Annotated in this window: 28 protein-coding genes; 12 read left to right on the top strand and 16 right to left on the bottom strand. The window is 55.6% G+C overall.

Translation table 11 applies throughout. From position 1 onward, the window contains the following. Positions 1 to 17 precede the first annotated feature (17 nt). Positions 18 to 1,034, top strand: a complete 1,017-nt coding sequence (locus HRU87_RS01985) for a 4-hydroxy-3-methylbut-2-enyl diphosphate reductase (protein WP_173493291.1) — start codon at positions 18 to 20, stop codon at positions 1,032 to 1,034. 8 nt (positions 1,035 to 1,042) lie between these two features. On the opposite strand, the gene HRU87_RS01990 is transcribed toward HRU87_RS01985, so the two are convergent. The 5 genes from HRU87_RS01990 to HRU87_RS02010 form a co-directional block, all read right to left on the bottom strand. Beyond that, positions 1,043 to 1,264: a toxin-antitoxin system YwqK family antitoxin gene (locus HRU87_RS01990; protein ID WP_173493292.1), complete on the bottom strand. Its 222-nt coding sequence runs from the start codon at positions 1,262 to 1,264 to the stop codon at positions 1,043 to 1,045. After that, complete coding sequence (gene fbaA, locus HRU87_RS01995; RefSeq protein ID WP_173493293.1) at positions 1,258 to 2,280, bottom strand: class II fructose-bisphosphate aldolase; 1,023 nt, start codon at positions 2,278 to 2,280, stop codon at positions 1,258 to 1,260. Before fbaA ends, HRU87_RS01990 begins: the two co-directional genes overlap by 7 nt. Positions 2,281 to 2,291: 11 nt before the next feature. After that, positions 2,292 to 3,302 carry a 1-phosphofructokinase family hexose kinase gene (locus HRU87_RS02000; protein ID WP_173493294.1) on the bottom strand — a complete coding sequence of 337 codons (1,011 nt, stop codon included), beginning with the start codon at positions 3,300 to 3,302 and terminating at the stop codon, positions 2,292 to 2,294. 90 nt (positions 3,303 to 3,392) lie between these two features. Further along, positions 3,393 to 4,580 carry a DNA recombination protein RmuC gene (locus tag HRU87_RS02005; protein ID WP_173493295.1) on the bottom strand — a complete coding sequence of 396 codons (1,188 nt, stop codon included), beginning with the start codon at positions 4,578 to 4,580 and terminating at the stop codon, positions 3,393 to 3,395. 21 nt (positions 4,581 to 4,601) lie between these two features. Further along, on the bottom strand, positions 4,602 to 5,171 hold the full coding sequence (locus HRU87_RS02010) for an exonuclease domain-containing protein (protein WP_173493296.1): 570 nt from the start codon (positions 5,169 to 5,171) through the stop codon (positions 4,602 to 4,604). 30 nt (positions 5,172 to 5,201) lie between these two features. Here HRU87_RS02010 and ychF point away from each other — a divergent pair, with 30 nt between their 5' ends. Genes ychF through HRU87_RS02035 form a run of 5 tightly spaced genes read left to right on the top strand, consistent with a single transcriptional unit; the run spans position 5,202 to position 7,645 of the window. After that, the gene (gene ychF, locus HRU87_RS02015) at positions 5,202 to 6,275 is read left to right on the top strand and encodes a redox-regulated ATPase YchF (protein ID WP_173493297.1); all 1,074 of its coding nucleotides are present in this window, start codon (positions 5,202 to 5,204) and stop codon (positions 6,273 to 6,275) included. 2 nt (positions 6,276 to 6,277) lie between these two features. Then, on the top strand, positions 6,278 to 6,430 hold the full coding sequence (locus tag HRU87_RS02020) for a hypothetical protein (protein ID WP_173493298.1): 153 nt from the start codon (positions 6,278 to 6,280) through the stop codon (positions 6,428 to 6,430). A gap of 10 nt (positions 6,431 to 6,440) precedes the next feature. Continuing rightward, complete coding sequence (locus HRU87_RS02025; protein WP_173493299.1) at positions 6,441 to 6,827, top strand: RidA family protein; 387 nt, start codon at positions 6,441 to 6,443, stop codon at positions 6,825 to 6,827. Continuing rightward, positions 6,824 to 7,207: an iron chaperone gene (locus HRU87_RS02030; RefSeq protein ID WP_173493300.1), complete on the top strand. Its 384-nt coding sequence runs from the start codon at positions 6,824 to 6,826 to the stop codon at positions 7,205 to 7,207. Before HRU87_RS02025 ends, HRU87_RS02030 begins: the two co-directional genes overlap by 4 nt. A 51-nt stretch (positions 7,208 to 7,258) precedes the next feature. Further along, positions 7,259 to 7,645: a hypothetical protein gene (locus HRU87_RS02035; protein WP_173493301.1), complete on the top strand. Its 387-nt coding sequence runs from the start codon at positions 7,259 to 7,261 to the stop codon at positions 7,643 to 7,645. On the opposite strand, the gene cysE is transcribed toward HRU87_RS02035, so the two are convergent. Beyond that, entirely contained in the window at positions 7,646 to 8,176 is a 531-nt protein-coding gene (gene cysE / locus HRU87_RS02040; RefSeq protein WP_173493302.1) for a serine O-acetyltransferase, read from the bottom strand. Then, the gene (cysK, locus tag HRU87_RS02045) at positions 8,173 to 9,123 is read right to left on the bottom strand and encodes a cysteine synthase A (protein ID WP_173493303.1); all 951 of its coding nucleotides are present in this window, start codon (positions 9,121 to 9,123) and stop codon (positions 8,173 to 8,175) included. Before cysK ends, cysE begins: the two co-directional genes overlap by 4 nt. 128 nt (positions 9,124 to 9,251) lie before the next feature. Here cysK and HRU87_RS02050 point away from each other — a divergent pair, with 128 nt between their 5' ends. Next, positions 9,252 to 9,617 (top strand): hypothetical protein, encoded by a 366-nt coding sequence (locus HRU87_RS02050; protein WP_173493304.1) that lies wholly within the window; start codon positions 9,252 to 9,254, stop codon positions 9,615 to 9,617. A 26-nt stretch (positions 9,618 to 9,643) separates the two neighbouring features. After that, positions 9,644 to 10,624 (top strand): class II fructose-bisphosphatase, encoded by a 981-nt coding sequence (gene glpX / locus HRU87_RS02055; protein ID WP_173493305.1) that lies wholly within the window; start codon positions 9,644 to 9,646, stop codon positions 10,622 to 10,624. Here glpX and HRU87_RS02060 read toward each other — a convergent pair. The 4 genes from HRU87_RS02060 to aroA are packed head-to-tail and all read right to left on the bottom strand — an operon-like array spanning position 10,621 to position 14,856. Next, a complete protein-coding gene (locus HRU87_RS02060) occupies positions 10,621 to 11,805 on the bottom strand; it encodes an MFS transporter (RefSeq protein WP_173493306.1) in 1,185 nt (394 codons plus the stop codon). The genes glpX and HRU87_RS02060 overlap by 4 nt on opposite strands. Beyond that, positions 11,802 to 12,572 carry an inositol monophosphatase family protein gene (locus HRU87_RS02065; protein WP_173493307.1) on the bottom strand — a complete coding sequence of 257 codons (771 nt, stop codon included), beginning with the start codon at positions 12,570 to 12,572 and terminating at the stop codon, positions 11,802 to 11,804. Before HRU87_RS02065 ends, HRU87_RS02060 begins: the two co-directional genes overlap by 4 nt. A gap of 5 nt (positions 12,573 to 12,577) precedes the next feature. Then, the gene (gene rsgA / locus HRU87_RS02070) at positions 12,578 to 13,585 is read right to left on the bottom strand and encodes a ribosome small subunit-dependent GTPase A (RefSeq protein WP_173493308.1); all 1,008 of its coding nucleotides are present in this window, start codon (positions 13,583 to 13,585) and stop codon (positions 12,578 to 12,580) included. Further along, on the bottom strand, positions 13,582 to 14,856 hold the full coding sequence (gene aroA, locus HRU87_RS02075) for a 3-phosphoshikimate 1-carboxyvinyltransferase (protein ID WP_173493309.1): 1,275 nt from the start codon (positions 14,854 to 14,856) through the stop codon (positions 13,582 to 13,584). The genes rsgA and aroA overlap by 4 nt, the downstream gene beginning before the upstream one ends. A gap of 72 nt (positions 14,857 to 14,928) precedes the next feature. Between aroA and HRU87_RS02080 the strand changes: the two genes are divergently transcribed. Further along, on the top strand, positions 14,929 to 15,513 hold the full coding sequence (locus HRU87_RS02080) for a sigma-70 family RNA polymerase sigma factor (RefSeq protein ID WP_173493310.1): 585 nt from the start codon (positions 14,929 to 14,931) through the stop codon (positions 15,511 to 15,513). Beyond that, entirely contained in the window at positions 15,510 to 15,752 is a 243-nt protein-coding gene (locus HRU87_RS02085) for a zf-HC2 domain-containing protein (RefSeq protein WP_173493311.1), read from the top strand. The genes HRU87_RS02080 and HRU87_RS02085 overlap by 4 nt, the downstream gene beginning before the upstream one ends. Here HRU87_RS02085 and HRU87_RS02090 read toward each other — a convergent pair. After that, on the bottom strand, positions 15,749 to 16,345 hold the full coding sequence (locus HRU87_RS02090) for a GDSL-type esterase/lipase family protein (protein ID WP_173493312.1): 597 nt from the start codon (positions 16,343 to 16,345) through the stop codon (positions 15,749 to 15,751). The genes HRU87_RS02085 and HRU87_RS02090 overlap by 4 nt on opposite strands. After that, entirely contained in the window at positions 16,345 to 20,085 is a 3,741-nt protein-coding gene (locus HRU87_RS02095; RefSeq protein ID WP_173493313.1) for a multifunctional oxoglutarate decarboxylase/oxoglutarate dehydrogenase thiamine pyrophosphate-binding subunit/dihydrolipoyllysine-residue succinyltransferase subunit, read from the bottom strand. The genes HRU87_RS02090 and HRU87_RS02095 overlap by 1 nt, the downstream gene beginning before the upstream one ends. A gap of 111 nt (positions 20,086 to 20,196) precedes the next feature. Here HRU87_RS02095 and HRU87_RS02100 point away from each other — a divergent pair, with 111 nt between their 5' ends. Then, positions 20,197 to 21,504 carry a hemolysin family protein gene (locus HRU87_RS02100; RefSeq protein WP_173493314.1) on the top strand — a complete coding sequence of 436 codons (1,308 nt, stop codon included), beginning with the start codon at positions 20,197 to 20,199 and terminating at the stop codon, positions 21,502 to 21,504. Next, positions 21,494 to 22,531 (top strand): hemolysin family protein, encoded by a 1,038-nt coding sequence (locus tag HRU87_RS02105; RefSeq protein WP_173494225.1) that lies wholly within the window; start codon positions 21,494 to 21,496, stop codon positions 22,529 to 22,531. The genes HRU87_RS02100 and HRU87_RS02105 overlap by 11 nt, the downstream gene beginning before the upstream one ends. On the opposite strand, the gene HRU87_RS02110 is transcribed toward HRU87_RS02105, so the two are convergent. The 3 genes from HRU87_RS02110 to HRU87_RS02120 are packed head-to-tail and all read right to left on the bottom strand — an operon-like array spanning position 22,528 to position 26,587. Next, positions 22,528 to 24,309, bottom strand: a complete 1,782-nt coding sequence (locus tag HRU87_RS02110) for an ABC transporter ATP-binding protein (protein WP_173493315.1) — start codon at positions 24,307 to 24,309, stop codon at positions 22,528 to 22,530. The genes HRU87_RS02105 and HRU87_RS02110 overlap by 4 nt on opposite strands. Positions 24,310 to 24,350: 41 nt before the next feature. Next, positions 24,351 to 25,427, bottom strand: coding sequence for an NADH:flavin oxidoreductase/NADH oxidase (locus HRU87_RS02115; RefSeq protein ID WP_173493316.1), 1,077 nt, complete (start codon positions 25,425 to 25,427; stop codon positions 24,351 to 24,353). After that, complete coding sequence (locus HRU87_RS02120) at positions 25,424 to 26,587, bottom strand: MFS transporter (RefSeq protein WP_173493317.1); 1,164 nt, start codon at positions 26,585 to 26,587, stop codon at positions 25,424 to 25,426. Before HRU87_RS02120 ends, HRU87_RS02115 begins: the two co-directional genes overlap by 4 nt. Positions 26,588 to 26,592: the final 5 nt, after the last annotated feature.

Here is a 26,592-nt window from a genome sequence, read left to right on the forward strand (position 1 = left end):
GTTCGTAGAATTGAAGGGTGACTGCAATCAACAATACCGACCTCACTGACACCTTTACCTCGAAGAAGGTGCTGCTGGCAGCCCCCAGGGGCTACTGCGCAGGTGTAGACCGCGCCGTGATTGCCGTCGAAAAGGCTCTTGACCACTACGGTGCACCGGTTTACGTCAGAAAGCAAATCGTTCACAACAAGCACGTGGTGGCATCCTTGGAAAAGCGCGGCGCCATTTTTGTTGAAGAGGTGGATGAGGCTCCTGAGGGCTGCATCATGGTCTTTTCCGCCCACGGCGTCTCCCCGGCTGTTGTTGAGGCGGCTCAAGCTAGAAATCAGCAGACGATTGACGCCACCTGCCCGCTGGTGACCAAGGTGCACCGCGAAGTTCAGCGCTTTGACAAAGAGGGTTACGACATTCTGCTGGTTGGCCACGAAGGTCACGAAGAGGTCGAGGGTACCGCCGGCGAGGCCCCGCACGCCGTCCAACTCATTGATGGTGAAAAGGACATCGCCAAGGCAAAAATCAAAGACCCGAGCAAGGTCATCTGGCTGAGCCAGACCACCCTCTCTGTTGACGAAACTATGGAAACAGTCATCAAACTTCGCGAGAAGTTCCCAACGTTGCAGAATCCTCCGAGCGACGACATTTGTTACGCGACTCAGAACCGCCAGGTTGCAATCAAAAAGGTCGGAGCGGAAAGCGATCTAGTGATTGTGGTGGGATCAGCCAATTCATCTAACACAGTCCGGCTGGTTGAGGTTGCCCTAGAGGCTGGAGCGAAGGCTGCCTATCGAGTAGATGACTATCACGAGATCGACGACGCCTGGTTTGAGGGTGTAAAAACCGTCGGCGTCTCGTCTGGAGCTAGCGTTCCGGAGGATCTGGTTTCAGATGTGCTGGACTACCTAGCCACCAAAGACTTCGGTGATGTTCGCACCGTGACAACTGCGGAAGAGGATGTTCAGTTCTCACTTCCCAAAGAGCTTCGCAAAGACCTCAAGGCCGCAGGCCAGGATGTCAGCAACAAAATTGGACGCTGACTCTTTAGCTAATTACCAAAGCTCTTCTCGCTGACCAGTTCACCGGTTCTTGAATAGGTTCGCCAGATCCCGACCTGACGACCGCGGTCAAACTCTCCAGATCGCATCAGCGAGCCATCTAGCCTGAAGAATTCCCAGGGTCCGTGCATTTCACCCTCGAGGTATTCACCTCGGAAACGAGGAAGCCCGTTCTTATAGAACGGGCTTAGCTCTTTGTGGTTATCTACCACTTCGACTTTCCAGCAGAACCAAGCTGGTTCGCTGCCTCAACGACGCGGGCTGACATTCCAGCCTCGGCAAGCTTTCCCCACGCCCTTGGGTCATAGGCCTTCTTGTTTCCGACTTCGCCATCAACCTTCAAAACTCCGTCGTAGTTTCGGAACATGTGGTCCGCGATCGGTCTGGTGAAGGCGTACTGCAAGTCCGTGTCGATGTTCATCTTTATCACGCCGTAACGAACCGCGTCCGCAATTTCCTGCTCGGTCGATCCAGAACCGCCGTGGAAGACCAGGTCAAAAGGAGCGGCCTTGCCGTATTTTGCCCCGACTTCATCCTGAATCTGCTTGAGCAGTTCTGGGCGCAGTTTGACGTTTCCTGGCTTGTAGACACCGTGAACGTTTCCGAAGGTCAGCGCAGCCATGTAGCGGCCGTTTTCACCCAGACCCAGGGCCTCAACGGTTTGGGTTGCGTCTGCCACGGTGGTGTAGAGATGCTCGTCGATCGCACCTTCGACGCCGTCTTCTTCGCCACCAACAGCTCCAACTTCAATCTCCAGGATGGAACCGATGTTCTTGGTTCGGGTCAAAAACTCTCTGGCGATTTCTAGGTTTTGTGCCAGTGGAACCTCAGAGCCATCCCACATGTGGGAGTTGAAGTAGGCCTCGCCGCCGTTCTTGACGCTCTCTTCGGAGAGCGCAATCAACGGCTTTACAAAGGTGTCGAGCTGCTCGAGATTGCAGTGGTCGGTGTGAAGCGCAACTTTGATGTCGAAGTTTTTGGCAACCTCGCGAGCGAAGGCCACGAACCCCAATGCTCCAGAGACTCGGTTCTTTACGGTCGGTCCCGACCAGTAGTCGGCACCACCTGTGGTTACCTGCAAAATCCCATCTGAGCCAGCGGCCTGAAGCCCTGCGAGAGCAGCATTCAGAGTCTGTGAGCTCGAGACGTTAATGGCTGGGTAGGCGAACCCGCCCTTCTTGGCGCGGTCAAGCATCTCTGTGTATTCTGCACTGTTTACAACACCCATGATTGCCTCCTTTAGGCCTTTGCCGGCTCGCCCAGCAGGCGGGAACGGTCTGGAATTAGTTCTACGTGTGCCTCAACTAGATTCTCAATTGAATGAAGGCCACTGGTGGGTTGTTGAACCTTCGCCGCACCCCACTGAACAGCGGCGGCAATACCCTCAGCGACATCAAAACCAACACCGAAATCATCCGCTTCAGCCGGGTGAGCGGTCACTGCAGATAGGAAGCCGGCGATGGTTGAGTCTCCTGCGCCCACGGTGTTGATCACCTTCACGGGTGCGGTGTACGCGTGGATAGCGTGGGTCTTGGTGATTGCAACGATTCCATCTACGCCAAGGGAAGCCATAACGCAGTCCACCCCCCAATCATTGAGCTGGCGAGCAGCATCAATCACATCGCCAATGGTCTCAAGGTCTCGACCGACGCATTCGGCTAGCTCGTGGGCATTTGGCTTCATGACGGTTGCCTTGCCCTGCTGCGCCCAGTAGCGCAGTGCGGGTCCCGAAGTGTCCAGCACGACCTTCACGCCCAACTGCTTCATCTTGTCAAAAAGCGGGTGCAGGTCAATTACCTCGCCGGTCTCAACGATTTCAGGGTGTGCGCCGGCCACGACCAGCCACTGCGCATCGTTGTCCTGCACTGTCTTGACGGTCAGTTCCACGACGGCGTCCCAGTCCTTCTGCTTCAGCGGCCTGGGGTGCTCGTTAATTTTGGTGGTTGGTCCGTCATATTCGACCACGGTGGTGGAGACCCTGAGGGTGCCCTCTACCCAAAGCGGGGTGAGAAAGCCAGAGCCGGTGCGCTCGAGAACTCCGGGGTCTGCGTTTCCGATGGGGACAATGCCGGGGGCTGGAATTTTAGCCAGGTGGAGGCCGCGAGAGACGTTAATGCCTTTACCGGCGAGCTCCTCACCCACCCGCTCAGCACGGTTAACTCCGCCCTCAACCAGGTTCTTTACGAAGTAGGTTCTATCAAGGGTTGGAGCAGGGGTGAGTGTAACGATTGGCGATTTTGAGCCAGCCATCGGGGACTCCTAGATGTGAGAAATAAGTACTTAGCACTCACACCGTTGTAGGCGCCGAACCCACTATAGCCATAATTGACGCCTTGGCTATTACCCTTCGAGCTCCTTGGACGTAATTGTTATCGCAGCATCTGAGATCTCTTTGGGGCTATCAATGCGTTCGATTCCAAGTTCGTTCTCGTCTAAATCGTTGAGCTTTCTCGCGGTAACCAGCATTCGAGTCTCCAGCGATGAAACAAAGGCGTTGTAATCCTTGACGCTGGTGTTTAGCGAGCGACCAAGTTTGTCCGCGAGTTGCGCAATCTTTCCGACTCTGTCGTAAAGCTCTTTGCCCAGTTTGATCATGTTGCGAAGTTGTGACTCATCGGCATTTTGACGCCAGATGTAGTTGATGGTTTTCAGGACCGAGAACAGTGATACGGGCGAGGCCAGCGCCACATTTTTCCTGAAGGCATATTCCATTAGCGTGGCGTCTGCCTCCAGAGCCGCCGAGAGCAGTGATTCGCTTGGAACAAAGCAGATGACAAAATCTGGACTTGCCGAAAGGCCGGTCCAATACGCCTTGGTTCCAAGCGCATCGATGTGAGAGCGGACCGCCTTGACGTGCTCGTCGATTAGTCGCTTTCTACGCTCAAGTTCCTCACCGGTGGCCAGCTCCGAGATCGCACTGGCCTCCTGGTAGGAGTTGAATGGTACTTTGCTGTCAATCGCCAAGGACTTGCCGCCGGGAAGGTTTATCACCATGTCGGCTCGGCCAGAGCCGGCCTCGGTGGAGATTGTGGCTTGCTCTGAAAAATCGGCATGCTTTATCAGCCCAGCCAGCTCCACTAGCTTTCTGAGCTGAGCCTCTCCCCAGACGCCACGCAGGGAGTTAGAACTGAGCGCTTGAGCCAACTGCTGAGTTTGCTTGCGCAGCGATTCATCGGTCTGTATCGCCGAGCGCAGCTGCTCGGAAATTGAGGTGAACTGTTCGGTTCGCTCCTTTTCTAGCCGAGCTACGCTTTCGCGCATCAGGTCCAGCTGCTCCTTGACCGGCGCGAGCTGAACTAAAACTTTGTTTTCTTGCTCGGCCTGCTGACGCTGCTGGTCAAGGGCCTGCTCCGAGCGGCTAAGTTGCGATCTCAGCTCCACCTCGGTGGCCTCCAGGGCTGCCAGGCGGATGGCTAGATTGCCATCCTGCAGCGGCTGTTTTGATTTCCCGAGTCGAAATCCAACCACGGCGCCGATTACGGCGCCGATTATCAGAGTATTTAGAGCGAGCCAGATTGCAGTTTCCATGTTGGAAGTATTGCAGTGGCCTCAGACAAATAACTGATTCAAACGCCCCTTGGTAGCGCCGAGCAGTTCATCCAGGGAATCTGCGTCGTGACGGCCCGCCATATGAAGCACAATCCGTGCGCAGGCATCTGCATCCGCAAGGGCATCGTGGTGATTGAACTCTTCGTGACCGACTGCATAGGCAACCGCGTTTAGACGGTAGCTTTCGAGGTTGTAGGTTTTGCGTGCCATCTGAAGTGAGCAGGCGTAGTTCAGGTTTGGCAGGTCGAAGCTCACCGCATCGGCTGCAGCTTTCAGAACCCCCATGTCAAAACTTGCGTTGTGGGCGATCAGAGTCAGGCCCTCGGTAAAAAGCAATAGTTCAGGAAGAACCTCCTCCCAATTTGGAGCATCAACCACATCTTCAGGTCTGATGCCGTGGACTCGGATGTTTCCGTCGTGAAACCAATTGTGCGGAAAGGGCGGTTGAAAAAGCATTGAGAGTGACTCATGAATTTCTCCGTCCACCACCCTCACCAGGCCAACTGCGCAGGGGGAAGCCGGTGATCCGTTTGCGGTCTCGAAGTCGATTGCGGTGAAAGACAGGGGCACTCGCCAATTATGAACCAATAAACTTTGTCAGTGGCTCTAACTATCGGAATCGTGGGACTGCCTAACGTAGGCAAGTCGACCCTCTTCAATGCACTTACCAAAAACAACGTGCTGGCGGCTAACTACCCCTTTGCCACGATCGAGCCAAACATTGGAGTTGTGAACCTCCCAGATCCGCGACTGGTTCGCCTCGCGGAAATCTTTGGATCAGAGCGCCTGCTTCCCGCTCCGGTTTCCTTTGTCGACATCGCCGGAATTGTCCGAGGCGCTTCGGTCGGCGAGGGCCTGGGTAATCAGTTTTTGGCAAACATACGTGAAGCCGATGCAATCGCTCAGGTGGTTCGCGGCTTCAGCGACTCTGACGTCATTCACGTTGACGGCAAGGTGGATGCCAAGAGCGACATTGAGACCATCAACACCGAGCTGATTCTCGCGGACCTTCAAACCCTGGAGAAGTCTCGGGCAAGAATCGAAAAAGAGGTCAAGGGCAAGAAGGTTGACCCTGAAGTTCTAGCGGTGGTCGATGAGGCCATCAAGGTACTAAATGACGGCACTCCGCTATCGCTGAGCAAGGTGGACTTCACCCACATCAAGGACCTCGGCCTGCTGACGGCCAAGCCGATTCTGTTCGTGTTCAACGTTGACGAGGGAGTGCTTGGAGATCCTGCCAAACGTGCTGAGCTGGCGGCGCTAGTGGCCCCGGCGAAGGCCGTTTTCTTGGATGCCAAGGTCGAATCTGAGCTAATTGACCTGAGCGTCGAGGAGGTCAACGAGCTGCTGCAGTCACTTGGTCAAGAGCAGTCGGGCCTTGACCAGTTGGCTCATGTTGGCTTTGAAACCCTGGGGCTGCAGACCTACCTGACCGCAGGGCCCAAGGAGGCTAGGGCCTGGACCATCCGCAAGGGCTGGAAAGCACCGGCTGCCGCTGGTGTAATTCACACCGACTTTGAGCGAGGATTCATCAAGGCTGAGATTGTGTCTTTTGCAGACCTAGATGCCGCAGGATCCATGGCCGAGGCTAAGGCCCAGGGCAAGGTCCGCATGGAGGGCAAGGAATACATCATGCAGGATGGCGATGTGGTCGAGTTTAGGTTCAACGTCTAGCCATGTCTGAGCACGGTGGCTTTGACGTCCCTCCCATGATCAATGCGGGGGCGGAGAATTCACAGCTTCCCGCCAAATGGTATGCCCGCTGGTACGTCTGGGCACTGCCTGCCCTGGTACTACTCGGGGCACTTTTTATCGGTTCTGGAGTCTAAGGAGAAAAAGATGGCAGCAGACAAGCTAATTTCATCGGGTGGCCCATGGGAATCCGTTATTGGTTATTCCCGGGCTACCGTTGCCGGCCCCTACGTTCACGTCTCTGGCAGCACAGCAACCATCGATGGAGAGCTGCAGCACGAGGGCGATGCCTATGGCCAGACCAAGGTGGCCTACCAGGTGATTGAGAAGGCTTTGGCTCAAGCCGGCCACACCCTGGCCGATGTGGTGCGGGTGAGGATCTATCTGGCAAAAGCCCAGGACATGGACGCGGCTGGCAAAGCCAACGGTGAGCTATTTTCTGAGATTCGCCCGGCAGCGACCATGCTCGCTGGAATTCAGTTCATCAACCCAAAGATGCTGGTTGAAATTGAGGTCGACTCCTACAAGCCATGAGCGCCAGCGACGTCGACCGTTATTTGAGCGGGGCTGCCCAGCCTCACGCTCAAACCCTGACTCGACTCAGAACCGAGCTGTTGAAGCTGATTCCAGGGGGAGAGGAGTGCATCTCCTACCAAATGCCCTGCATCAAACTCAGCGGCAAGGCGGTTGCCGGCTATGCAGCCTTCAAGAATCACCTCGGCTACTTCCCCCACTCGGGAAATGTAATTCCCAAGCTGAAAAACGAGTTGGCGGGGCGCAAGCAGACCACCGGTGGATTTCAATTTGGCGTTACCGAAGATTTACCCGTGGAGCTTTTGGAAAAACTTGTGGCGATCAGGATTCAAGAGCTCCGGGAGCGTTATCCGGACCTTAGGTTTGATGTAACTAAGTGAATTTTTGGGTTAACGGCTGATTAACGAGCCAGGCTTTCTTAGGATTCCCTAGTGAGTCTTGCAGCAAAAATGTACATCCCGGGGGACATTCAGGTTCCTTGCGTCAACCTACCCACCGACATCGATCTCCAAGACATTCACCCCTGGGCAGCATCGGTTGAAACCGCCCGCCAAATGGTTCAAGACGGAAAATCCCCAGCCCTTTTTTACTTCGTGGAAAATAGCGCTCAGCTCGCTCGAAACGCCGAGGAACTGTTGAGCCTTTGGGAGAGCAAGGTCAATTTCTGGCTCTTCTACCCAAAAGCCCCACACCTTGGCACAGACCTATCTCGCGATAAAACTTGGCAGCAGCTGGGCAAGTTAGGACCCAAGGGAACCCGCCAGGTTGGCATCGATGATCGCTGGAGCTGCCTCTATTACAAAAACAGCGGCAAGTAGTTAGATTACGTAGAACTCATCGCCAATTAGATTTAGCAGCCTGGCATTGAAACCAACCGCAACGGTTCCGGCCGGCATGTTTTTCGTGACAACGGCATTTGCCCCAACCGCGCAGTCGTTGCCAATCACAATGTTTCCGATCAGCTTTGAACCGGCCCCCAGCGTCACTCGGTCACCGACTGTTGGGTGGCGCTTGACCGGGTCAAGAGTCTTGCCCCCCAGGGTCACTCCGTGATACATCAGGACATCATCGCCAATGATCGCGGTCTCTCCGATTACTACCCCGACACCGTGGTCGATAACGAACCTTCTGCCGATTACAGCACCGGGGTGGATTTCGATTGAGGTCCAGAACTTGGCCCAGTTGGAGAGCATTCTGCTGAGGATGCGAAACTTCCACTTCCAGAGCACATGAGCAACCCGGTAAATCCAAATGGCGTGCAGGCCGGGAGAGGTTAGGAAAAGCTCAAGTGCGGAGTTGGTGGCCGGATCGCGCTGCAGGCCAACCTTGATGTCTTCGATGATTCTCACTGCTTAGCTTGAAATTCTTCTTGGATGTCGCGGTACAAAGTGGAGGAAACGTAACGCTCTCCGAAGGAGGGGATGATAACAACGATGTTCTTGCCTGCGAATTCTGGGCGGTGAGCAACCTCGCGAGCGGCCCAGATGGCCGCTCCGGAGGAGATGCCAGCCAGAATGCCGTCTTCGGCCGAGGCCCTGCGAGCAAACTCAAATGCCGAGGCGTTTGGAGCGCTCAGCACCTCGTTGTAAACCGAGGTGTCCAAAATTGAAGGAATGAAGTTTGGGCCGATTCCGGCAAGTGGGTGTCCGGCAGCCTGACCGCCGGTCAGTAGCGGAGACGCCTCGGGCTGCACAGCAAAAACCTTGATGTCGGGGTTTAGTTCCCGAAGCCTGCGACCAGTTCCAGTAATGGTTCCGCCGGTGCCAGAGCCGGCAACCAAAGCGTCAACATTGCCGTCTAGATCGCGCCAAATTTCCTCGGCGGTGGTCTCACGGTGAATCTTTGGCCCTGCCGGATTATCAAACTGGCGAACCAGCACCGCGCCTGGGATTTCCTTACCCAGCGCCTCAGCGCGGGCAACCGAGCCGGTCATTCCCTCGGTCGGTGGGGTAAGAATTAGCTCAGCGCCGTAAGCGCGGATCAAGATTTTTCGCTCGAGAGACATCGACTCCGGCATGACGATGATGGTGCGGTAGCCTCTGGCAGCTCCAACCATGGCTAGACCAACTCCAGTGTTGCCACTGGTTGCCTCAATAATGGTGCCACCGGGTTTTAGCTCCCCGGAAGCCTCAGCCGCATCAACCATGGCAATGGCAAGTCTGTCCTTGACGCTGGAGGAGGGATTGTAGAACTCGAGTTTGGCAAAAACGTTTGCCGCCGCGCCATCTAGCACTTTGTTCAATCGCACCAGCGGTGTATTTCCAAAGGCCTCAGTGATGTTGTTATAGACGCGCATGTACTCTCCAGAATCCCTAAAACTACTGAAGTGTAACCCGATTGAATTCTGAATGTTCCCGCTGTTACTTTCGGTTACGCACAGCTTCAAGGATTCTTTCAGCTCGGCAGGTTAGCGTTGGCGACACTATGAAATTTTTGAAACTCGTTTCCATTTCACTGCCGCTGGTTCTGCTGACAGGCTGCAGCACCGGAGATCTGGTCTCAGCTGCTGCCGATGCGGCGGCTTGTAGGGCAGCCGAATCAACAATTGCCGCTGCAGCCCAAGCCTATGAGCAGGGGCTCATTGACTCTGGAATTCTCGACCAACTAAACGCCTTGATCGGAGATTCGGTTCAGGGGGTGCTCTCCTCTGGCCTGGCCCAGGATCTGGGAGATTTGCTGGTTGCCCTGGGTGAAACTGACTCAGCACAAAGTTCAAAAGACAAAGTGGCCCAGTTGTCAGCATCGATCGCAACGCGCTGTGAAGCGGTTGGAGTTACCTTCTCCAACTAGCTGGTTTTGCCTGCTATCTTCAGGGCATGAGCCCAGAATTCCAGCCTGAACTTCACCCGGATCGCAACCTCGCCATGGAGCTGGTGCGAGCAACCGAAGCCGCCGCCATCAGGGCTTTTCCATTTATCGGCAAGGGCGACAAAAATGCCTCGGACGGGGCAGCCGTCGATGCCATGCGAGCCTTTTTAGGAACAGTGAACTTTGAGGGTTTAGTCGTCATTGGTGAGGGTGAAAAAGACGAGGCACCGATGCTCTTCAACGGTGAGGTGGTTGGAAATGGCAACGGACCAAAAGTAGATATTGCGGTTGACCCAATCGACGGCACCTCGCTCACCGCCGCCGGAAGGCTAAACGCAATTTCCGTGATCGCTGCGGCTGACCGCGGCTCCATGCTCGATGCCTCTTCGGTCTTCAAAATGGACAAGTTTGTGACCGGAGCTCCCGGGGTCGGGGTTTGCGATATTCGAATGTCCATTCGGGAAAATCTCATCGAGTATTCAAAGAGTGCCGGCAAACCGGTGGATGAAATTCTGGTTGCCATTTTGGATCGCGAATACAACCAGGATGCGATTGACCAGGTCAGAAGCGCCGGAGCAGCAACTCGCCTGCTGCGAGACGGGGATGTTGCAGGCGGCATTCAGGCTGCTCGCGCGGACTCTCGAATCGACATGTGCATCGGAGTTGGAGGTTCACCCGAGGGAATTGTTACCGCCTGCGGCGTTAAGGCGCTCGGTGGACATATTCAGGGCATCCTGGCACCTCGCGAGGACTTCGAGCGAGAGCGCGGCACCGCGGCTGGACTCAAATTCAACTACGTCTACGAGATGAACGAAATGGTTGCCTCGGATAACACTTTCTTTGTTGCTACCGGCGTCACCGACGGCCCACTTGTTGCGGGAGTGCGAAAGCGTGGCGAGATCATCTACACCGAATCAATCGTGATTCGCGGTTTGAGCGGCACCGTTAGGAAAGTATTCGCCGAATATCAAGCCTCGCGCTGGATCTAGCGGACCAGCTCGTCGTCAATAATTTTGCCCCTGCCGATTTGCAGGGCGACAAAAATTGAAATCAAGCAGAAGATCAACATCAGCCAGATGGCTGCTTCCCAGCCGCCCGTTAGCTCGCGCAGGATGCCGATTGTGAAGACCGCAATCGTTGCGGTGCTGTAGCTTGCGCCCTGCCCAAATGCACTAACAGCTAACACGGTTGAGCGCTCCCGGGATCTGAGATTAAACATGGTCAGTGCCAGCGGGAACATGGTTGGTCCAAACCCAAGCGCTATCACCCAGAACCAGGTCAGACCCTGATCGCCAAAAAGCAGTCCTAGGGTTCCGGTAAGACCTGCAACCAGCGAGAACCACACAATCCACTGCTGCGAGGCCGGGTAACGATTCGCGAGCAGTGGAACAATAAGGGAGCTAGGCAGACCCATCAGGGCAAACAGGCTCAGCAGTGCTCCCGAGGCAATCACGCTCTGGTTGCTGTGTTCGGAGAGTAAGAGCGGCAACCAGGCGAATGACACGTAGCCAAAGACCGAGGTGACCGCCTGCATGCCCGCGATCGCCAGCGCCGTGGGGGAGCGCCAAATCGCTTTTTGACTGCTATCGGATTCGGGCTTCACCTCAGGTCTGGAATTGCCCAGCAGGAAACCAAGTGGCAGCAGGGTCAGCGAAGCCAAAATCGCCCACTGCCCTAGCGAGAACCGCCAGCTCGAAATTTCGGCAACTGGCACAGCAAAAAACGAACCCATGGTCGCGGAAATCGCGGTGAGTGTGATGTAAAAACTAGAAATGATTCCAACCTGGGTTGGAAAGTACTTGCGAACCAAAACTGGAAGCAGCACGTTGCCGATGCCCATTCCCAAAAGACTCAAGAGGCTGCCGGCAAATAAAGCCGTCGCATCCCAGGCGAATGCCCGAATCAGATGCCCGAGGATAATCATGACAACGGTAACCAGCAGGGTCTTTTCAACCCCGAGTTTCCTCGCTGGGCGATAGCTCAGGGAGCTGGCGAGAGCGAATGCCAGCGGCGCTGCGATACCCATGAGGCCAATTGTCACGATCGGCAGCGAGATGTTCTGCTGGATGTAACTAACCACCGGGCTAATGGAACTAACCGCCGTCCGCAGGTTGATGGCCAAGAGCGCTACCGCTGCCAGCGCCCACCAGCGTTTGGCGGTGGTGATCATGCGAGGGCTTTTTGAAAACTTGCGTGAGTGAGCGAATTGGTTGCCAGGACTGATGAACTTTGCTCGCTGAGTTCTCCGGCCAAATCGGTAAGCCGGCCGCCAGCCTCCTCGACAATTGGGACAAGGGCTGCGATGTCGTAAATCTTGAGATCGTGCTCTGCCACCATCTCCAAGCTGCCCTCGGCAAGCAGCATGTAGCTGTAGAAATCGCCGTAGGCGCGGGTGCGCCAGACCTTGCGACTGAGCTCAATCAGCTGAGGCAATTTGCCACTTAGATCCCAAAGCTGGAGGTTGTTGTAAGAGATTGAGCAGTGCTCCAGATCTGCGATGGCAGAGGTTTGCAGGATGCGAACTGAACCGTCGATGTCCTTGGTGAAAGCACCGTTTCCCCGCATCGCCCACCAGCGTCTACCCATCGCCGGTGCCGAAACTACCGATGCGATTATTACCCCGTTGACTCGAAGCGCTATCAGGGTTGCCCAGATCGGAACCCCGCGCAGGTAGTTAGCGGTTCCGTCAATTGGATCGATAATCCAGTTCCTGGATCCGTCACCGGTGTTCTCAAACTCTTCTCCGATGATTGAGTCATCCGGACGATAGCTTGCCAATACCTCGCGAAGCTTTTGCTCAACAGCGCGATCCGCGTCTGTGACCGGAGACCTATCCGGTTTTGATTCGACATGTAGGTCCAGTGCTCTAAATCTGCTGAGGGAAATCTCATCCGCCACATCGGCCAGCTTCAGGGCCAGATCCAAATCGCTAATCATCAGACCTAATCTACCGAGCTGATGGCCCCTACAAGCCTGCGGAAGGAGTCAAGTCGCTGGGCGGAGAGCTCGCCGCGCTGCAGCTGGGCATCCAATTCGCAGTCCGGAGCGCTCTCGAGGTGAGAGCAGTCCCTGGGGCAACTCTTAGCTCCCTCTGCCAAATCAGCAAACCCCTTCAGGATTCCCTGCGAGTTGATGCCCGCCAAACCAAAGGTCCGAACTCCCGGGGTGTCGATGATCCAACCCCCGGCAGCCGGAATGGCTTTTGCCGAGCTCGAGGTGTGCTTGCCCTTCCCGGTCACCTCGTTAACGCTTCCGGTGGCGCGCTCGTAATTTGGTGCGAGCAGGTTGATGAGTGAGGTTTTGCCTACGCCCGAGTGGCCAACAAATACTGATTTATGACCCTCTAGCCAAGTAATCAACTGCTCCAGCTTTGGATTTTCGCTGGAGTGCTTAAAAATCCTCAGGTCAAAACCCTCAAAAGCCTTTAGAAAATCTCCCGGGTCTGCCAAGTCGCACTTGGTCATCACCAAAATTGGCTTAAGGCCTGCGTTGAAGGCAGCCACCAGGTATCTATCCACCAGCCTTGGCCTTGGCTCAGGGTTGGCAGCGGCCATCACAATCACGAGCTGATCGGCATTAGCGACAATGGTCTGGTCTGCGCTGTCAGATTCGTCTGAGCTTCTAGTCAGCTCTGAGCTGCGCGGTTCAATTTTCACAATGCGAGCCAGGGTGCCCTTTTCGGCGGTAACCACCCCGTCAAGCCTTACCTGATCGCAGGTGACGCAGCCCTGGCGGCGAAGCTCTTTGGCGAGGGTGGCAGTAACGGTTTGCCCGTTTTCCATCAGTACCTGGTAGCGAGCCAGGTGAACCTCGGTGACCATCCCCAGCGGAGCGTCATCAAAATTAGGTCGGCGTTTGGTTCTGGGTTTAGAACCCTTGGGGTTTGGTCTAATCCGGACATCATCCTCGTCCAGATCGAAGGAGTTATTTGGCTCGTAAAGCCAGCTCACTTGCTCTCCAGCATCTTTTCCCAGAGCGTTACAAACTCAGGCATGGTTTTAGCCGTGGTGGCAATGTTCTCCACCTGAACCCCGGGGATCTTCAGTCCGATAATCGCTCCCGCAGTTGCCATGCGGTGATCCTCGTAGCTAAGCCACTGGCCCCCGTGAAGCTCTGCGGGCTCAATTGCAAGCCCGTCCGCTAACTCAGTTACTGAACCGCCTAGGCGGTTTATCTCAGTGCTCAGTGCCGTCAGGCGGTCGGTTTCGTGACCTCGGAGGTGAGCGATCCCGGTGATCCTCGAGGGGGAATCTCCTAGAGCAGCCAAGGCGGCGATGACTGGCGCCAACTCCCCACCGATAGATAGGTCAATGTCGATTCCACGGATTATCCCTGAACCCTCAACAACCAAGGCCCCAGAGCTGTTTTGAACCCTGGCGCCCATCATGGGCAGGATTCGCTCGAATTCAGCCCCCACCTGAGTGGTTTCAGATGGCCAGTTCGGAATGGCCACCCGGCCACCTGCCACCATGGCCGCAGCCAAAAATGGTCCGGCGTTTGAAAGATCGGGTTCTATGACTTTGGTGCCGCCGGAGACTGCCCCAGGCTCCACCCGCCAGCTGCGCTCGCTTAGGGCGAAGGCCCTAACGCCTCGCTGCCTAAGGGCTTCCAAAGTCATTTCAATGTGTGGGAGTGAAGGTAGCTCTTGCCCACTGTGAGTGAGGGTTAGCCCGGATTCAAACTTGGCGGCAACCAGCAGCAGGCCCGAGACAAACTGTGAGGAGGCTGAGGCGTCAATTTCCAAATCGCCACCGGCTACTGACCCGCTGGCGTGGACGGTAAACGGAAGGCCCATCGTCTCACTGCTCACCTCAATGCCGAGGGCGCGGAGCGACTCAATTGTGGTGTGCATCGGCCGACGCCTGGCTCCGGCATCGCCATCAAAAAAGATGTCACCTTTTGCCAACCCACTCAGCGGTGGAACAAAGCGCATAACGGTTCCAGCAAGCCCGCAGTCAATGGTCGCCGGCCCGCTGAGTTCCACCGGGGTCACCAGCAAATTTTCGCCCTGCCATTCAAAACCGATACCGAGCGAGCGCAGCGCCTGGATCATTAGTTCTGAGTCCCTAGAGCGAAGCGGAGCAACCAGCAGGGTCGGTTCGCTAGCAATCGCACTTAGTACAAGTTCGCGATTGGTTAGAGATTTTGACCCTGGTAGGTTCACGACGGCGTCTAGCGCTTGCGCCACAGGCGCTGGCCAAAACGGGTGTGAGGAAGTCATTAGCCTCAAAGATACCCAAAGATAATTTAAAAGGGTGCGACTGCAGAAACAATGTGGCTACACTCAGAACTGATGCCTGACAAAAAATCAGAGAAGCTCATCTCTTTTGAGCGCGAAGCGTTACCCCTAATGCCTCAGCTTTACGGCGCAGCGTTGCGTTGGACCAGAAACCCCTCCGATGCCGAAGATTTAGTGCAGGAAACTTTTGCCAAAGCTTTTGCGGCCTGGGGAAAATTTGAACAGGGCACCAACCTAAAAGCCTGGCTGTTCCGAATCATGACCAACACCCACATCAACCTCTACAACAAGCGTGCCAAGGATCAAGCCAAGACTGCGCTTGATGACCTAGAGGATTGGCAAATTGGCATGGGGGAGTCAGTGACCTCCACCAGCACCCGCAGTGCGGAGTCGGTCGCCATCGATAATGTGCCGTCAACGGTAATTCGCGACGCTCTGGATCAGATTCCGCAGGAGTTTCGCATGGTCGTCTACTATGCCGTAGTTGAAGGTCTTCCCTACGCAGAAATTGCCGAAGTTATGGACACCCCGGTGGGCACCGTAATGTCGCGATTACATCGCGGGAAGAAAATGCTGAAAACATTGTTATCTGATTACGCTATCCAGGAAGGATACCGAGTCGATAAGGAGGAAAAGTGAAGCCAGTTGATTGCGAAGAAGTAAAGCGCAGCGTTCACGAGTACCTACACGCCGAGATCCAAACCGAAGAGAATGAAGCAATTACCGCCCACCTGGCTAATTGCGACTCTTGTGAAGAGCACTACGACATTGAGATTGTTTTCAACCAGGTAATTCAGCGTTCTTGCGATGAGGCCCCTGCTGCCGAGCTTGCTCAGCGAGTCATGGAGCGCCTAAAGGAAATCCAAGACCACAACTAACCCTGGGTTTCGGTAAGTCCTAACCACTCAAACCATCCTCGGTTTAGAACCAGCCAAGCAACCAATCCGTAACCAACCTGACCGGGCAATCCCCTCGGGTGAGCGGCGGTCTCCTGCTGCCAGCCCTCGTGTTCACGAAGCGGCTTGAAGCAGTCGACGTATTGAATCTGACGGCGTCTTACAACGTCCTCAAAGCCATTGGAGAGGTGCTCAATCTCAAAGTCAAGCTGGGCATCTCCGGTTGGGGTTGGCCCAACAACAAATACCTTTACGCCCTCCCGCAGCGCATCATCCAGCAGCGATGCCAGGTTTAGACGAGAGCGAGAGATTGTGACTCCGGCCTTCACGTCGGCAGCACCCAGCGCCAAAACGAGGTAGTTTTCGGTCTCGGGGGTGAAGCGAATCATGGCCTCCCGGCGCCAACGCTCCAGCAGGCTGGATGTGGTTTCACCGACCATGGCCAGCGGGAAAAATGCCACGTCCTCGCCCTGCGGAAGCCGGGCCTGGACTCGGCCCAACCAACCTAATCCTTTGGGGTCGCCAGACGCGGTGAGGAGTTCGTCACCGAGAATTACCACCCTGAGCGATCGCATCAGCCCTGAAATGCTCGCTGGATCAAGTCCGCTTGCTCAGCTGCGTGACGCTTAGCCGAACCGGATGCTGGCGATGCGGACGCCGGCCTTGCAACGGGGGTGAAGTTGATGCCGTATTTCGGCATGAACAGACCCATGTAGGTCCAGGGCCCCTGGTTCAGTGGCTCATCCTGAACCCAGCGCAGCTGGGCGTTCGGGAACTGAGAAATGGCTGCCTTCATCTCTTCAACCGGAGTTGGGTAGAGCTGCTCGACCCGGACGATGGCAGTTGTGCCATCGCCGCGCTTTTGGCTCTCGGCCAACAGATCCCAGTAGATCTTGCCCGAGCAGAACAGCACCTTCTGAACCTTATTCGGGTCAAGGTTCTGCTCGTCGTTGATCAGCGGCCTAAAGCTTCCGGTGGTGAAGTCCTCAACCGCAGAGGAGGCTGCCTTTAGGCGGAGCATCGACTTAGGTGCGAACACCACCAGTGGGCGCTTGGGTGTGGAGAATGCCTGCCTGCGCAGCAGGTGGAAGTGGGAGGCTGGCGTGGAGGGCTGAGCAACGGTCATGTTGTTCTCAGCACACAGCTGCAGGAACCGTTCGATTCTCGCAGAGGAGTGGTCCGGGCCCTGGCCTTCGTAGCCGTGAGGCAGCAGCAGGACAACCGAGGAGAACTGGTTCCACTTCTGCTCGGCAGAGGAAATAAACTCGTCCAAAATGGTCTGAGCGCCGTTTACGAAGTCACCGAACTGAGCTTCCCAGAGGGTTAGCGAATCTGGCAGCTCAACTGAGTAGCCGTACTCAAAGCCCAAGGCTGCATACTCGCTCAAAAGTGAGTTGTAGACCCTGAACTGGGCCTGCTGCTCGCTAATGAACTGCAGCGGCATCCACTCCTGGCCGGTGAGTCGATCGTGGAAGCTTGCGTGACGCTGCACGAATGTGCCTCGTCTAGCGTCCTGTCCGGCAAGGCGAACGTTTACGCCCTCAACCAATAGTGACCCGAAGGCAAGCAGCTCGCCAAAGCCCCAGTCGATGCCACCCTCACGGCTCATTTCAACGCGCTTTTGAAGGAGTTGAGCGAGCTTGGGGTGAACATTGAAGCCCTCTGGCTGGTTGGCGTGAGCATTTCCGATTGCCTCAACCAGTTCCCTGGCAATTGCGGTTGGGCGGGCAACCTGCTGCTTCTCGCTAGCTGTGGTACCGATGCCAACTGGGCGCTCTGGCAGAGCGACTGGCTGGCTCATGGCCTCGTGAACATCAATGAACGCCTTTTCCAGGTTGGCCTGGAAGGCTGCGTTAGCAGCGTCAAATTCTTCCTGGCTGATGTCTCCGCGACCCACCAGGTTCTCCAGGTACAGGGTGCGGACACTGCGCTTGTGCTCAATCAGGTTGTACATCAGCGGCTGAGTCATCGAAGGGTCATCGCCCTCGTTGTGACCGCGTCTGCGGTAGCAGACGATGTCGATGACTACGTCCTTCTTGAATTCCTGACGGTACTCGAAGGCCAGTCGGGAGACTCTCACTACCGCCTCAGGGTCATCGCCGTTGACGTGGAAGATCGGTGCCTGAATCGCCTTGGCCACATCGGTTGAGTAAACCGAAGTTCTGGAGTCCTTGGGCAGGGTGGTAAAGCCCACCTGGTTGTTCACCACGATGTGGACGGTTCCGCCAACGTTGTAGCCCTCTAGGCCACTCATCTGCATGGTTTCTGGAACCACGCCCTGACCGATGAACGCGGCATCGCCGTGGATCAGGATCGGCAGTACCGGGAAGTTCTCTGGGTTTCCGAGTCGGTCCTGCTTGGCCCGGACAATCCCCTCGAGAACCGGGTTTACCGCCTCGAGGTGTGAAGGGTTAGCAGCCAGGGAAACCTTAACGGTTGAGCCATCGGTGCAGGTGAAGACCCCTTCGGTTCCAAGGTGATACTTCACGTCTCCCGAACCCTGAACACTCTTGGTGTCGGTGGACCCTTCAAATTCCCGGAATACCTGGCCGTAGGTCTTACCGGCAACGTTGGTTAGTACGTTCAGGCGACCGCGGTGGGCCATGGCGATGGCAACCTCATCCATGCCAGCATGAGCTGCATTCTGCAGAATCTCATCGAGCGATGGAATCAGTGACTCGCCACCTTCGAGGGAGAAGCGCTTCTGCCCAACAAACTTGGTCTGCAGGAAGGTCTCAAAAGCCTCCGCCTCGTTCAGCTTGTTCAGAATTCTGAACTGCTCTTCCTTGGTGGGCTTTTGGTAGGGGCGCTCAAGTTTTTCCTGGAACCACTCGCGCTCGGCTGGGTTCTGGATGTGCATGTACTCCACACCCACGGTGCGGCAGTAGCTATCCCTGAGGATTCCAAGCATGTTGCGGAACTTGGCCTTGGTGCGACCGCCGAAGCCACCGGTCTTAAAGGTTCGGTCTAGATCCCAAAGGCTTAGACCGTAGGAGCGAATATCCAGGTCTGGGTGCCAGCGCTGCTGGTACTCCAGTGGGTCCACATCTGCAATCAGGTGACCGCGAACGCGGAAGGCGTTGATGTACTCCTGAATTCGGGTGTTCTTGCCACTTTGGTCCGAGAGGTCCCAGTGGAAATCGTTGACCCAAACCACTGGGGAGTAGGGAATCCTCATGTCCGCAAAGATCTTGTCGTAGAAACCGCGCTCACCAAGCAGTAGCTCGTTGATGATCTTCAAGAACTCGCCGCTTCCGGCACCCTGAATCACGCGGTGGTCGTAGGTGGAGGTGAGGGTGAGAATCTTGCCAATGCCCTGCTCGGCAAGCATTTCCTCGGCCATGCCCTGGAACTGCGCTGGGTAATCCAGCGCACCGACACCGACGATGCAGCCCTGACCTCGGGTCAGCCTTGGAACCGAGTGAACTGTTCCGATGCCGCCTGGGTTGGTTAGCGAAATTGTGGTGCCGGCAAAATCCTCGGCGGTCAGCTTATTGTCTCTAGCCTTTCTAACCAGGGTCTCGTAGGCGGAGACAAACTCTGCGAAGTTCAGCTTCTGGGCGCGCTTGATGTTTGGAACAAGCAGCGCCCGGGTGCCGTCAGGCTTTGGAATGTCAATCGCTAGTCCGAAATTGATGTTGGCTGGAGTAACAGCTGCGGGCTTGCCGTCGACCTCGTCGTAAAAAACATTTTGGCTGGGGAACTCTTTGAGGGCCTGCACCACCGCATAGCCAATCAGGTGGGTGAAAGAAACTTTTCCACCTCTGGTGCGTTTGAGGTGAGAGTTAATAACGATGCGGTTATCAATCAGCAACTTGGCTGGCACTTGTCGCACGCTGGTAGCGGTGGGGATAGAGAGTGACGCGTCCATGTTTGACGCAAGAGTCTTGGCCATGCCTCGGAGAATGTTGACCTCGGGCTGCTCCTCATCCTCGGCACCAACTACCGGCATTGAACCTGTGGCAGCTGGCAAGTCAGCGGGAACCGGAGCGTTTGAAGGCGCTAGGGAGGAAGTCTTGGCGACCGGAATGGTAATTGCCTCGGTGACCGGGGCCGGTGCGGAGGCGTCAAAACTCTGCACCACGGTGGAGTCGGTGTTGATGATTTTTAGTGAGCCGGTCGTTGGTTCGCCGGAGTCGAAAACCGGGGCTGGCACAACCTGGGGCTGCTGAGTAAGCGCATAGCGCTCGAGGATTGGCCACCAAGATTTGTCAACTGCGTCGGGGTTGGTGAGCCACTGCCCATACATCTCGGCAACGAGCCACTCGTTAGCGCCAAAATCCGATTCGGAATTGTGATTGTCGACTGACGACAAGGGTGCCCCTTTGAACTATTCCAACAAACCAAATCTAAGTCTAGCCATCTCGCTGGCTATAGTTGGAGATGAAATGGAGCCAGATAAACGCAACTGGCAGCAGGGGAACTAATGTCCGATTACCTGCTGCTACTTTTTGGCGTTCTGCTCACCATTGGAACCGGCCTTTTTGTCGCGAGTGAATTTTCCCTGATCAATGTCGAGCGCATCGAGCTCGAGGCGATGCGTGAGAATGGCCAAAAGGGCCTGGATCTTCCAATCGCGGCGGTTGCCAAGACCTCAACCCACCTCTCAGCTGCCCAGCTGGGAATCACCCTCACCACGCTGCTTACAGGTTTTGTGGCAGAGCCATCCCTCTCCAGGCTGCTGACTCCCTGGCTGAGCGAGATTGGCGTTTCTCAAGATTTGATTTCTGGATTCAGCATCGCCCTGGCGATGACAATCGCAACCCTGGTGTCATTCCTGATTGGCGAGCTGGTTCCCAAGAACATGGCACTGAGCTCCCCGGTAAAAGTACTGAAGCTCGTGGTTGGGTTCCAGGTTGCCTTCAGTTGGCTGTTCAAGCCGCTGATCTGGTTCCTAAATCAAAATGGAAACTGGCTGGTGCGCCGCTTTGGAATTGAGCCAAAGGAAGAGCTCTCCTCCGCACGCTCGCCCCAGGAACTTGCAGCTTTGGTGCGCCGCAGTGCCCACCTCGGATCACTGGAGCAAGACACCGCCCAGTTACTGGAAAAGACCATTTCGCTCTCTTCGCTTTTAGCCAATGACATCATGACCCCAAGGCCAAAGATGCACTCCCTGGAGCGATCTCAGACCGCGGCAGATCTCATTGACCTGGCTCGCAGCACCGGTCACTCGCGCTTCCCGGTGGAGGGTGAGGATGAGGATGACATCGTTGGAGTGGTTCACCTCAAGCGAGCGATATCAGTTCCGATTGAGCGCCGAGCACTCGTGCCAATTTCCGCCCTGATGGTTGAACCGGTCAGGGTTCCAGAGACCATGCCACTTGATGCGCTGATTTTGCAGCTGCGCGGTAAAGGACTGCAGTTTGGCGTGGTGATCGACGAATACGGCGGCACAGCCGGCATCGTGACCCTCGAGGATGCCATCGAAGAACTGGTCGGTGAACTGGATGATGAGCACGACAAGGCTCGATCCCAGGTCGTTAGTTTTTCCGACGGTTCGCTGACTTTCTCGGGAATGCTGCGACCCGCGGAGCTGCGAGAGCACGGGCTTGCGGTTGCTGAAGACGAAGACTACGACACCATCTCGGGCTTCCTCATGAGCGAGCTAGAGAAGATTCCCGAGGTTGGAGACTCAGTCGCCATAACCGCCGGCACGCTAAGCGTGATCCGGATGGATGGCAGGCGAGTGGACCGAGTGAAATTTGTTCCGCTGGAGGCTAATGATGTCCAGTGATTTGATGGGGCTGGTCTGGCTCGTAGTGCTGCTGATCTCTAACGCATTTTTCGTTGGGGCGGAATTTGCCGTGATATCAGCAAGGCGAGCCCAGATTGAACCCAAGGCAGAAGCTGGAAATACAGCAGCCAAGATCACCCTGCGGGGAATGGAGCGGGTCTCGCTGATGCTGGCAACCGCCCAGCTGGGAATTACCGTGTCTTCACTTTTGATCCTGTTGATTGCAGAGCCCTCGATACACCACCTGCTCGAGGTTCCGCTTCATGCCATTGGGCTCTCCGATGACCTGGTATCCGTGGTCTCTTTCAGCACTGCCCTAATACTGGTCACCTACCTCCACGTTGTGCTGGGCGAAATGCTCCCCAAGAACATTGCAATCGCTATTCCGGACAAGTCGGCTCTGGCGCTGACGCCAATTCTCTTTGCAATCGCAACCCTAGTTAGCCCGCTGGTGAAGAGCCTTAACGCCGTCTCTAACCTGATCCTCAGAGCCTTTGGCTTTACCCCGAGGGATGAGGCAGACAACGCCTACACCCTCGAGGAAGTGGAAGGGATCGTAAACGAGAGCGCGAAGCTCGGAACCTTGGAGGATGATTCCGGAACCATCCTGAAGGCCTTTGAGTTCACCGAGAAGACCGTTGCCGATGTTGCAGTCCCTATATCTCAGCTGGTGAGCTTGGGAATCACCGCAACCCCAGCAGAGCTTCAGCAAGCAGTTAGCGATCACGGCTTCTCGCGCTACCCGGTGATAAATGGCTCCAGTGAAATCATTGGCTACTGGCACATCAAGGACGCGCTCGCCAAGAGCGAGGCAGAGCTTGACCGAAGCCTGCCACCAAAGCGCCTCAGGCCAATGATTTCAATCCCGCAAACCGCTGAGCTCGAAGACGCACTCGCTCAGATGCGACGCTCCGGCGCCCATATCGCAAGAAGTTTTTCGGCAAGCGGAGAAATCGTCGGCTGCCTGTTCCTGGAGGACATCATCGAGGAACTGGTTGGAGAGATTGAAGACGCGACCAGGCGCTAAGAGCTAAGCCCCATCAACTCAACCGCCTGGTTGAAATCTGGAACCTTGGCTTTGAGCTCGGCAAAGGTTCCTTCGGCAACCACTTCGCCCTCTTTGAGATAGACAATCTTGTCGCTGTTTAAGACAGTCGAGAGTCGGTGGGCAATCAGCACGATGGTTAGCTCCCCGCGAAGCGAATCCAGCATCTGAGCAATCTTGGATTCGGTCTCTGCATCCAGAGCACTGGTTGCCTCGTCCAGGAAAAGAATCTTTGGTTTACGGTAGAGGGCTCTAGCTAGGCCTAGGCGCTGAATTTCTCCACCGGATAACTGACCGGCATCGGGCTGAATTTCCAAATCCAAACCTGCCTCGGCGTTCACAAAATGCCCAAGACCCGCGCTCTGCAGGCAGCTAGCTGCCCAGTCCCTGTCAGTTTGATCATCCGGAACCAGTGAAACATTTTGAGACAGCGAACCGGTAACCAGGTGGGGGCGCTGCGGCACGAGCCCGACGATTCCAGGCTGAGCCTCAATCAGGTGTATTGGGTGATTGCCGGAGAGTAGTACTTCGCCAGATTGAGCTTCTCGGAACCCAAGTGCTAAATCAAAGATTGTGGTTTTACCAGCACCGGATGGCCCAACCAGAGCAGTCTTTTGACCCGGTTCAGCCCTAAAGCTAACCCCGCGAACCACCTGTGCATCGGGTCCGTAGGAGAAGTGAACGGCTTTGAACTCTAGGGAGATTGGACCGTCTGCGATTGATGATTCGAGTGAAGCCCTTGATTCAGCCGACTCTTTTTTGAGGAGAATCTCATAGGCCTCTTGACCGATAGCGGCACCATTCAGCATTTGGTTCCAGGCTGCTTGCAGCGGCAAAAGCGAGGCAACCAAACGCAAACCACCGGCCATGAACACACCTATGGTGACTGCCTGGGATGGGATGTCGCTAAATATGACTACCCCGCCCAAGAAAGCAAAAATTCCAAGGATCAGGGAGGTCTCCACCACGTAGCGGGGGAGGCCATAGAGGACAAAGAGAACCGCTGAGCCGTCAGCAGCTTGCGATCTTGCTTTGGCAAATTTCTCGAGCCAAGCTTCTGAAACTCCCGCTAGCTGAGACTCTCGCTTTATGCCGAAGAGGTCCTTTGTGGTGCGCAGAGAAACTTCGTACCCCGCTTGCTGACGAGTTGAATTTGACCGAATCTTCCTGGATGACAGACGGTTCAAGAGCGCAAGAACAATCCCTAAAAATACAAAAAGTGAGACAGAAGCCAGTGGATTGATAAAAAGAAATGCACCAACAATCGCTACTGCCAGAGCTGACTCTGAAATCAGAAGGTATCGAGCCTTTAGAAAATCTCCAAGTGACTCACTAGCTCGCACAACCTTGTTTTGAAAGGCGCTGAGTGAATCTTGCTCGTTCGAGGCATCGTGCTTGAAGAAGTGGTCCGCCATCTGCCTCGAAAACTTTGATTCGACTCTGGCAACTCGCTTTGCTGAGACAAGGCTTAGCCACACGGAAAGCAGGGATTTGCTGACAAAAACAACCACCACCGCGAACGCGACCAAAATGGCTTCGCGCTCTGTGATTTTCAACGTGCCGATGATGGGAAGTGAGAGCACAGACTGCGCGCCTCCTGAGGTGAAACCTCCAAAAACCGTTGCCAAGAGCGCTACTCCAGCCAGCCCAACGAGGTCCAGCAGGTTTGCCCCGATACGAGCAAATGCCAACAGCATCAAAGCCAGACGATCGGCCTTTGGCACAACCGCTTTGATGGTGAAAAAGTTCAGCTTGGACATTCAGCTCCTAAACGCCAGTAGTTTAGTTTGCCCAGTGTGCTTTAGGCAGTTGGCCACTTTCCCCGCTCATACTGGATTGGCCAATCAATACCTTCGCCTAGCTCGTGAGCCGCTCGCAATCCCAGGAACGGATCTCTTAGGAATTCGCGGCCAACTAGAACCACGTCAACCTCTCCGGATTCCAGGATGGCCTCGGCCTGTGCTGCGTTGGTGATTTGCCCAACCGCACCGACCGATGAACCCGAGCGTTCGTGGACAGTCTGGGCCAGGGGAACCTGGTAGCCGGGGCCAGATGGAATCTTGACCCCGGTGATTAGCCCTCCGGAGGAGATGTCAAATAAATCTGCCCCCAGCTCAGCGGCCCAGCGGGCAACCTGACTGGTTTGCTCAGGGTCCCAACCGCCCTCCACGTAGTCGGTTGCGCTGAAGCGAACCAAAAGAGGAACCCCGCTGCCGATTGCGCTTCTGACCTCGTCAACGATGTCCAGCAGGAACCTGGCTCTATTCTCGAGGCTTCCGCCGTATTGGTCAGATCGTTTATTGCTGATGGGGCTTAGGAACTGGTGGAGGAGGTAGCCGTGAGCGGCGTGAATCTCCAATGCATCGAACCCGGCCTCTACGGCCCGCAGAGCTGCCTCTTTGAAATCCGTTACCAACCCTGGAATCTCATCGGTCTCCAGCATTCTCGGTGCCAGGTAACCCGGGAAGGCCTCAGCGGTTGAGGAGTAGGTTTGCCAACCGCCTTCACTCGGAGAAATAGACCCGGAACCAGATTGCATGCGGTGGGTGGAAGCCTTGCGACCAGCATGTGCAAGCTGAATTGCCGTTGCGCTGCCCTGCTGGTGAATGAAGTCATTAACCCTGCGCCAAGCCTCAACCTGCTCGTGGTTCCAAAGACCAGGGCACCAGGGAGTGATCCGACCCTCTGGGTTTACCCCCGAAGCCTCAGCCATGACTAAACCTGCACCACCAAGTGCTCGAGCTCCCAGGTGAACCAGGTGGAAATCCCCAACCACGCCATCTTGGTTTTCGCAGGAGTACATGCACATCGGCGAGACCCAGAGTCGGTTTTTTACCTCTAGGTTGCGAATCTTGATGGGTGTAAAGAGTTTGCTCATTTTTCCAATTTCTGCAGTTTTGAATAGCTCAAGACAATAAAGATTCCCAGCACCGCACCCCAACCAATGGCGATGTTTAGTTCAAGTGAGTTGGTGAGTAGCCCGATGATTGATGGACCGGCTAGACCACCGATGTAGGTGATGCCAACCACCTGCGCCATGTTCCTACCCGAGTGACTGGCCTCACCAATCTCACCGGCTTCTGCAAATAGCTGCGGAACGACCCCCGAGATTCCAAGACCGAGCAGGAACCAGAACACCAGGGAAATTTCGTAGCTTGGGGCAATGGCCTGCAGGCCAATAGCCACGGCACTGGCCAGTGAGCCCCAGCGAATAATGAAGCCCCTGCCCTTGGCCTCAACGATGCGGTCAATAAAAATACGACCCAAAATCATGCCGATGTTGAAGGCAGCTAGTCCCCAGGCAGCCAGAGACACCGAGGCGTTTTGAATATCAATCAAATAAAGAGCCGACCAGTCCTGGGCAACGCCCTCAACAATGGCACCGCTGGCCGACATCAGGCCGGCCAAAATTACGAAGGCCAGCACTCGCCGATTGGCTTTACTCGCTGCCTTGTTGGCCTGCTTGTTATCACGGCTGGCCACCGGCTCATTTGGCAGCAGCCAGCTGGCGATGAAAAACCCGATCACACTGAGTAAGAGTCCATAGACCGGCAGGGTTTGGCTCTGGGTGAATCCCGCACCGATTGTTGCGTATCCAAGGGCAGCACCGAGCAAACCTCCCACCGACCAAAACAGGTGAAAGAAAGTAAAGATTGCCCTGTGGTTTGCCTTTTCAACCTGCAGAGCCGCCGCGTTCATCGGAACATCTATGCCCGCAAGCCCAAAGCCGATCCCGACAATGGCAAGCCCGAGGGTGATTGGGTTACCCGCGAATGCCGGCCCTAGCAGCGACAGCCCAACAATCACACCACCCAGTCTCGTAGTGGTTTTCGCCCCGATGTGATCAATTAGCCAGCCGCCAAGCTGCATCGCGGCATAGCCGCCAACACCTGAGAGCATCAGCAAAAATCCCAATGTCGAGTAGTCAATACCGACGGTTTTTTGAATCAGGGGGATATGAACGGCCCAGAGTGCAAGGGCAGAGCCACCGGAGAGGAAAAAGAATGAAACTGCAATTTTGGCGCGCAATAAACTCACGAGAG

It is taken from the genome of Aquiluna borgnonia, from assembly GCF_013283855.1.
Lineage (GTDB): Bacteria > Actinomycetota > Actinomycetes > Actinomycetales > Microbacteriaceae > Aquiluna > Aquiluna borgnonia.

What these genes read in the sequence shown, in the direction of transcription:
- HRU87_RS02000 (WP_173493294.1), bottom strand. Translation starts at nt 3,302, where the DNA reads ATGGCTGGCTCAAAATCGCCAATCGTTACACTCACCCCTGCTCCAACC.
- fbaA (WP_173493293.1), bottom strand. Translation starts at nt 2,280, where the DNA reads ATGGGTGTTGTAAACAGTGCAGAATACACAGAGATGCTTGACCGCGCC.
- HRU87_RS02105 (WP_173494225.1), top strand. Translation starts at nt 21,494, where the DNA reads ATGTCCAGTGATTTGATGGGGCTGGTCTGGCTCGTAGTGCTGCTGATC.
- aroA (WP_173493309.1), bottom strand. Translation starts at nt 14,856, where the DNA reads ATGACTTCCTCACACCCGTTTTGGCCAGCGCCTGTGGCGCAAGCGCTA.
- HRU87_RS02025 (WP_173493299.1), top strand. Translation starts at nt 6,441, where the DNA reads ATGGCAGCAGACAAGCTAATTTCATCGGGTGGCCCATGGGAATCCGTT.
- HRU87_RS02090 (WP_173493312.1), bottom strand. Translation starts at nt 16,345, where the DNA reads ATGCGATCGCTCAGGGTGGTAATTCTCGGTGACGAACTCCTCACCGCG.
- cysK (WP_173493303.1), bottom strand. Translation starts at nt 9,123, where the DNA reads ATGCGCGTCTATAACAACATCACTGAGGCCTTTGGAAATACACCGCTG.
- HRU87_RS02100 (WP_173493314.1), top strand. Translation starts at nt 20,197, where the DNA reads ATGTCCGATTACCTGCTGCTACTTTTTGGCGTTCTGCTCACCATTGGA.
- HRU87_RS02030 (WP_173493300.1), top strand. Translation starts at nt 6,824, where the DNA reads ATGAGCGCCAGCGACGTCGACCGTTATTTGAGCGGGGCTGCCCAGCCT.
- glpX (WP_173493305.1), top strand. Translation starts at nt 9,644, where the DNA reads ATGAGCCCAGAATTCCAGCCTGAACTTCACCCGGATCGCAACCTCGCC.
- HRU87_RS02080 (WP_173493310.1), top strand. Translation starts at nt 14,929, where the DNA reads ATGCCTGACAAAAAATCAGAGAAGCTCATCTCTTTTGAGCGCGAAGCG.
- HRU87_RS02005 (WP_173493295.1), bottom strand. Translation starts at nt 4,580, where the DNA reads ATGGAAACTGCAATCTGGCTCGCTCTAAATACTCTGATAATCGGCGCC.
- HRU87_RS02115 (WP_173493316.1), bottom strand. Translation starts at nt 25,427, where the DNA reads ATGAGCAAACTCTTTACACCCATCAAGATTCGCAACCTAGAGGTAAAA.
- HRU87_RS02110 (WP_173493315.1), bottom strand. Translation starts at nt 24,309, where the DNA reads ATGTCCAAGCTGAACTTTTTCACCATCAAAGCGGTTGTGCCAAAGGCC.
- HRU87_RS02020 (WP_173493298.1), top strand. Translation starts at nt 6,278, where the DNA reads ATGTCTGAGCACGGTGGCTTTGACGTCCCTCCCATGATCAATGCGGGG.
- HRU87_RS02060 (WP_173493306.1), bottom strand. Translation starts at nt 11,805, where the DNA reads ATGATCACCACCGCCAAACGCTGGTGGGCGCTGGCAGCGGTAGCGCTC.
- HRU87_RS02050 (WP_173493304.1), top strand. Translation starts at nt 9,252, where the DNA reads ATGAAATTTTTGAAACTCGTTTCCATTTCACTGCCGCTGGTTCTGCTG.
- HRU87_RS02065 (WP_173493307.1), bottom strand. Translation starts at nt 12,572, where the DNA reads ATGATTAGCGATTTGGATCTGGCCCTGAAGCTGGCCGATGTGGCGGAT.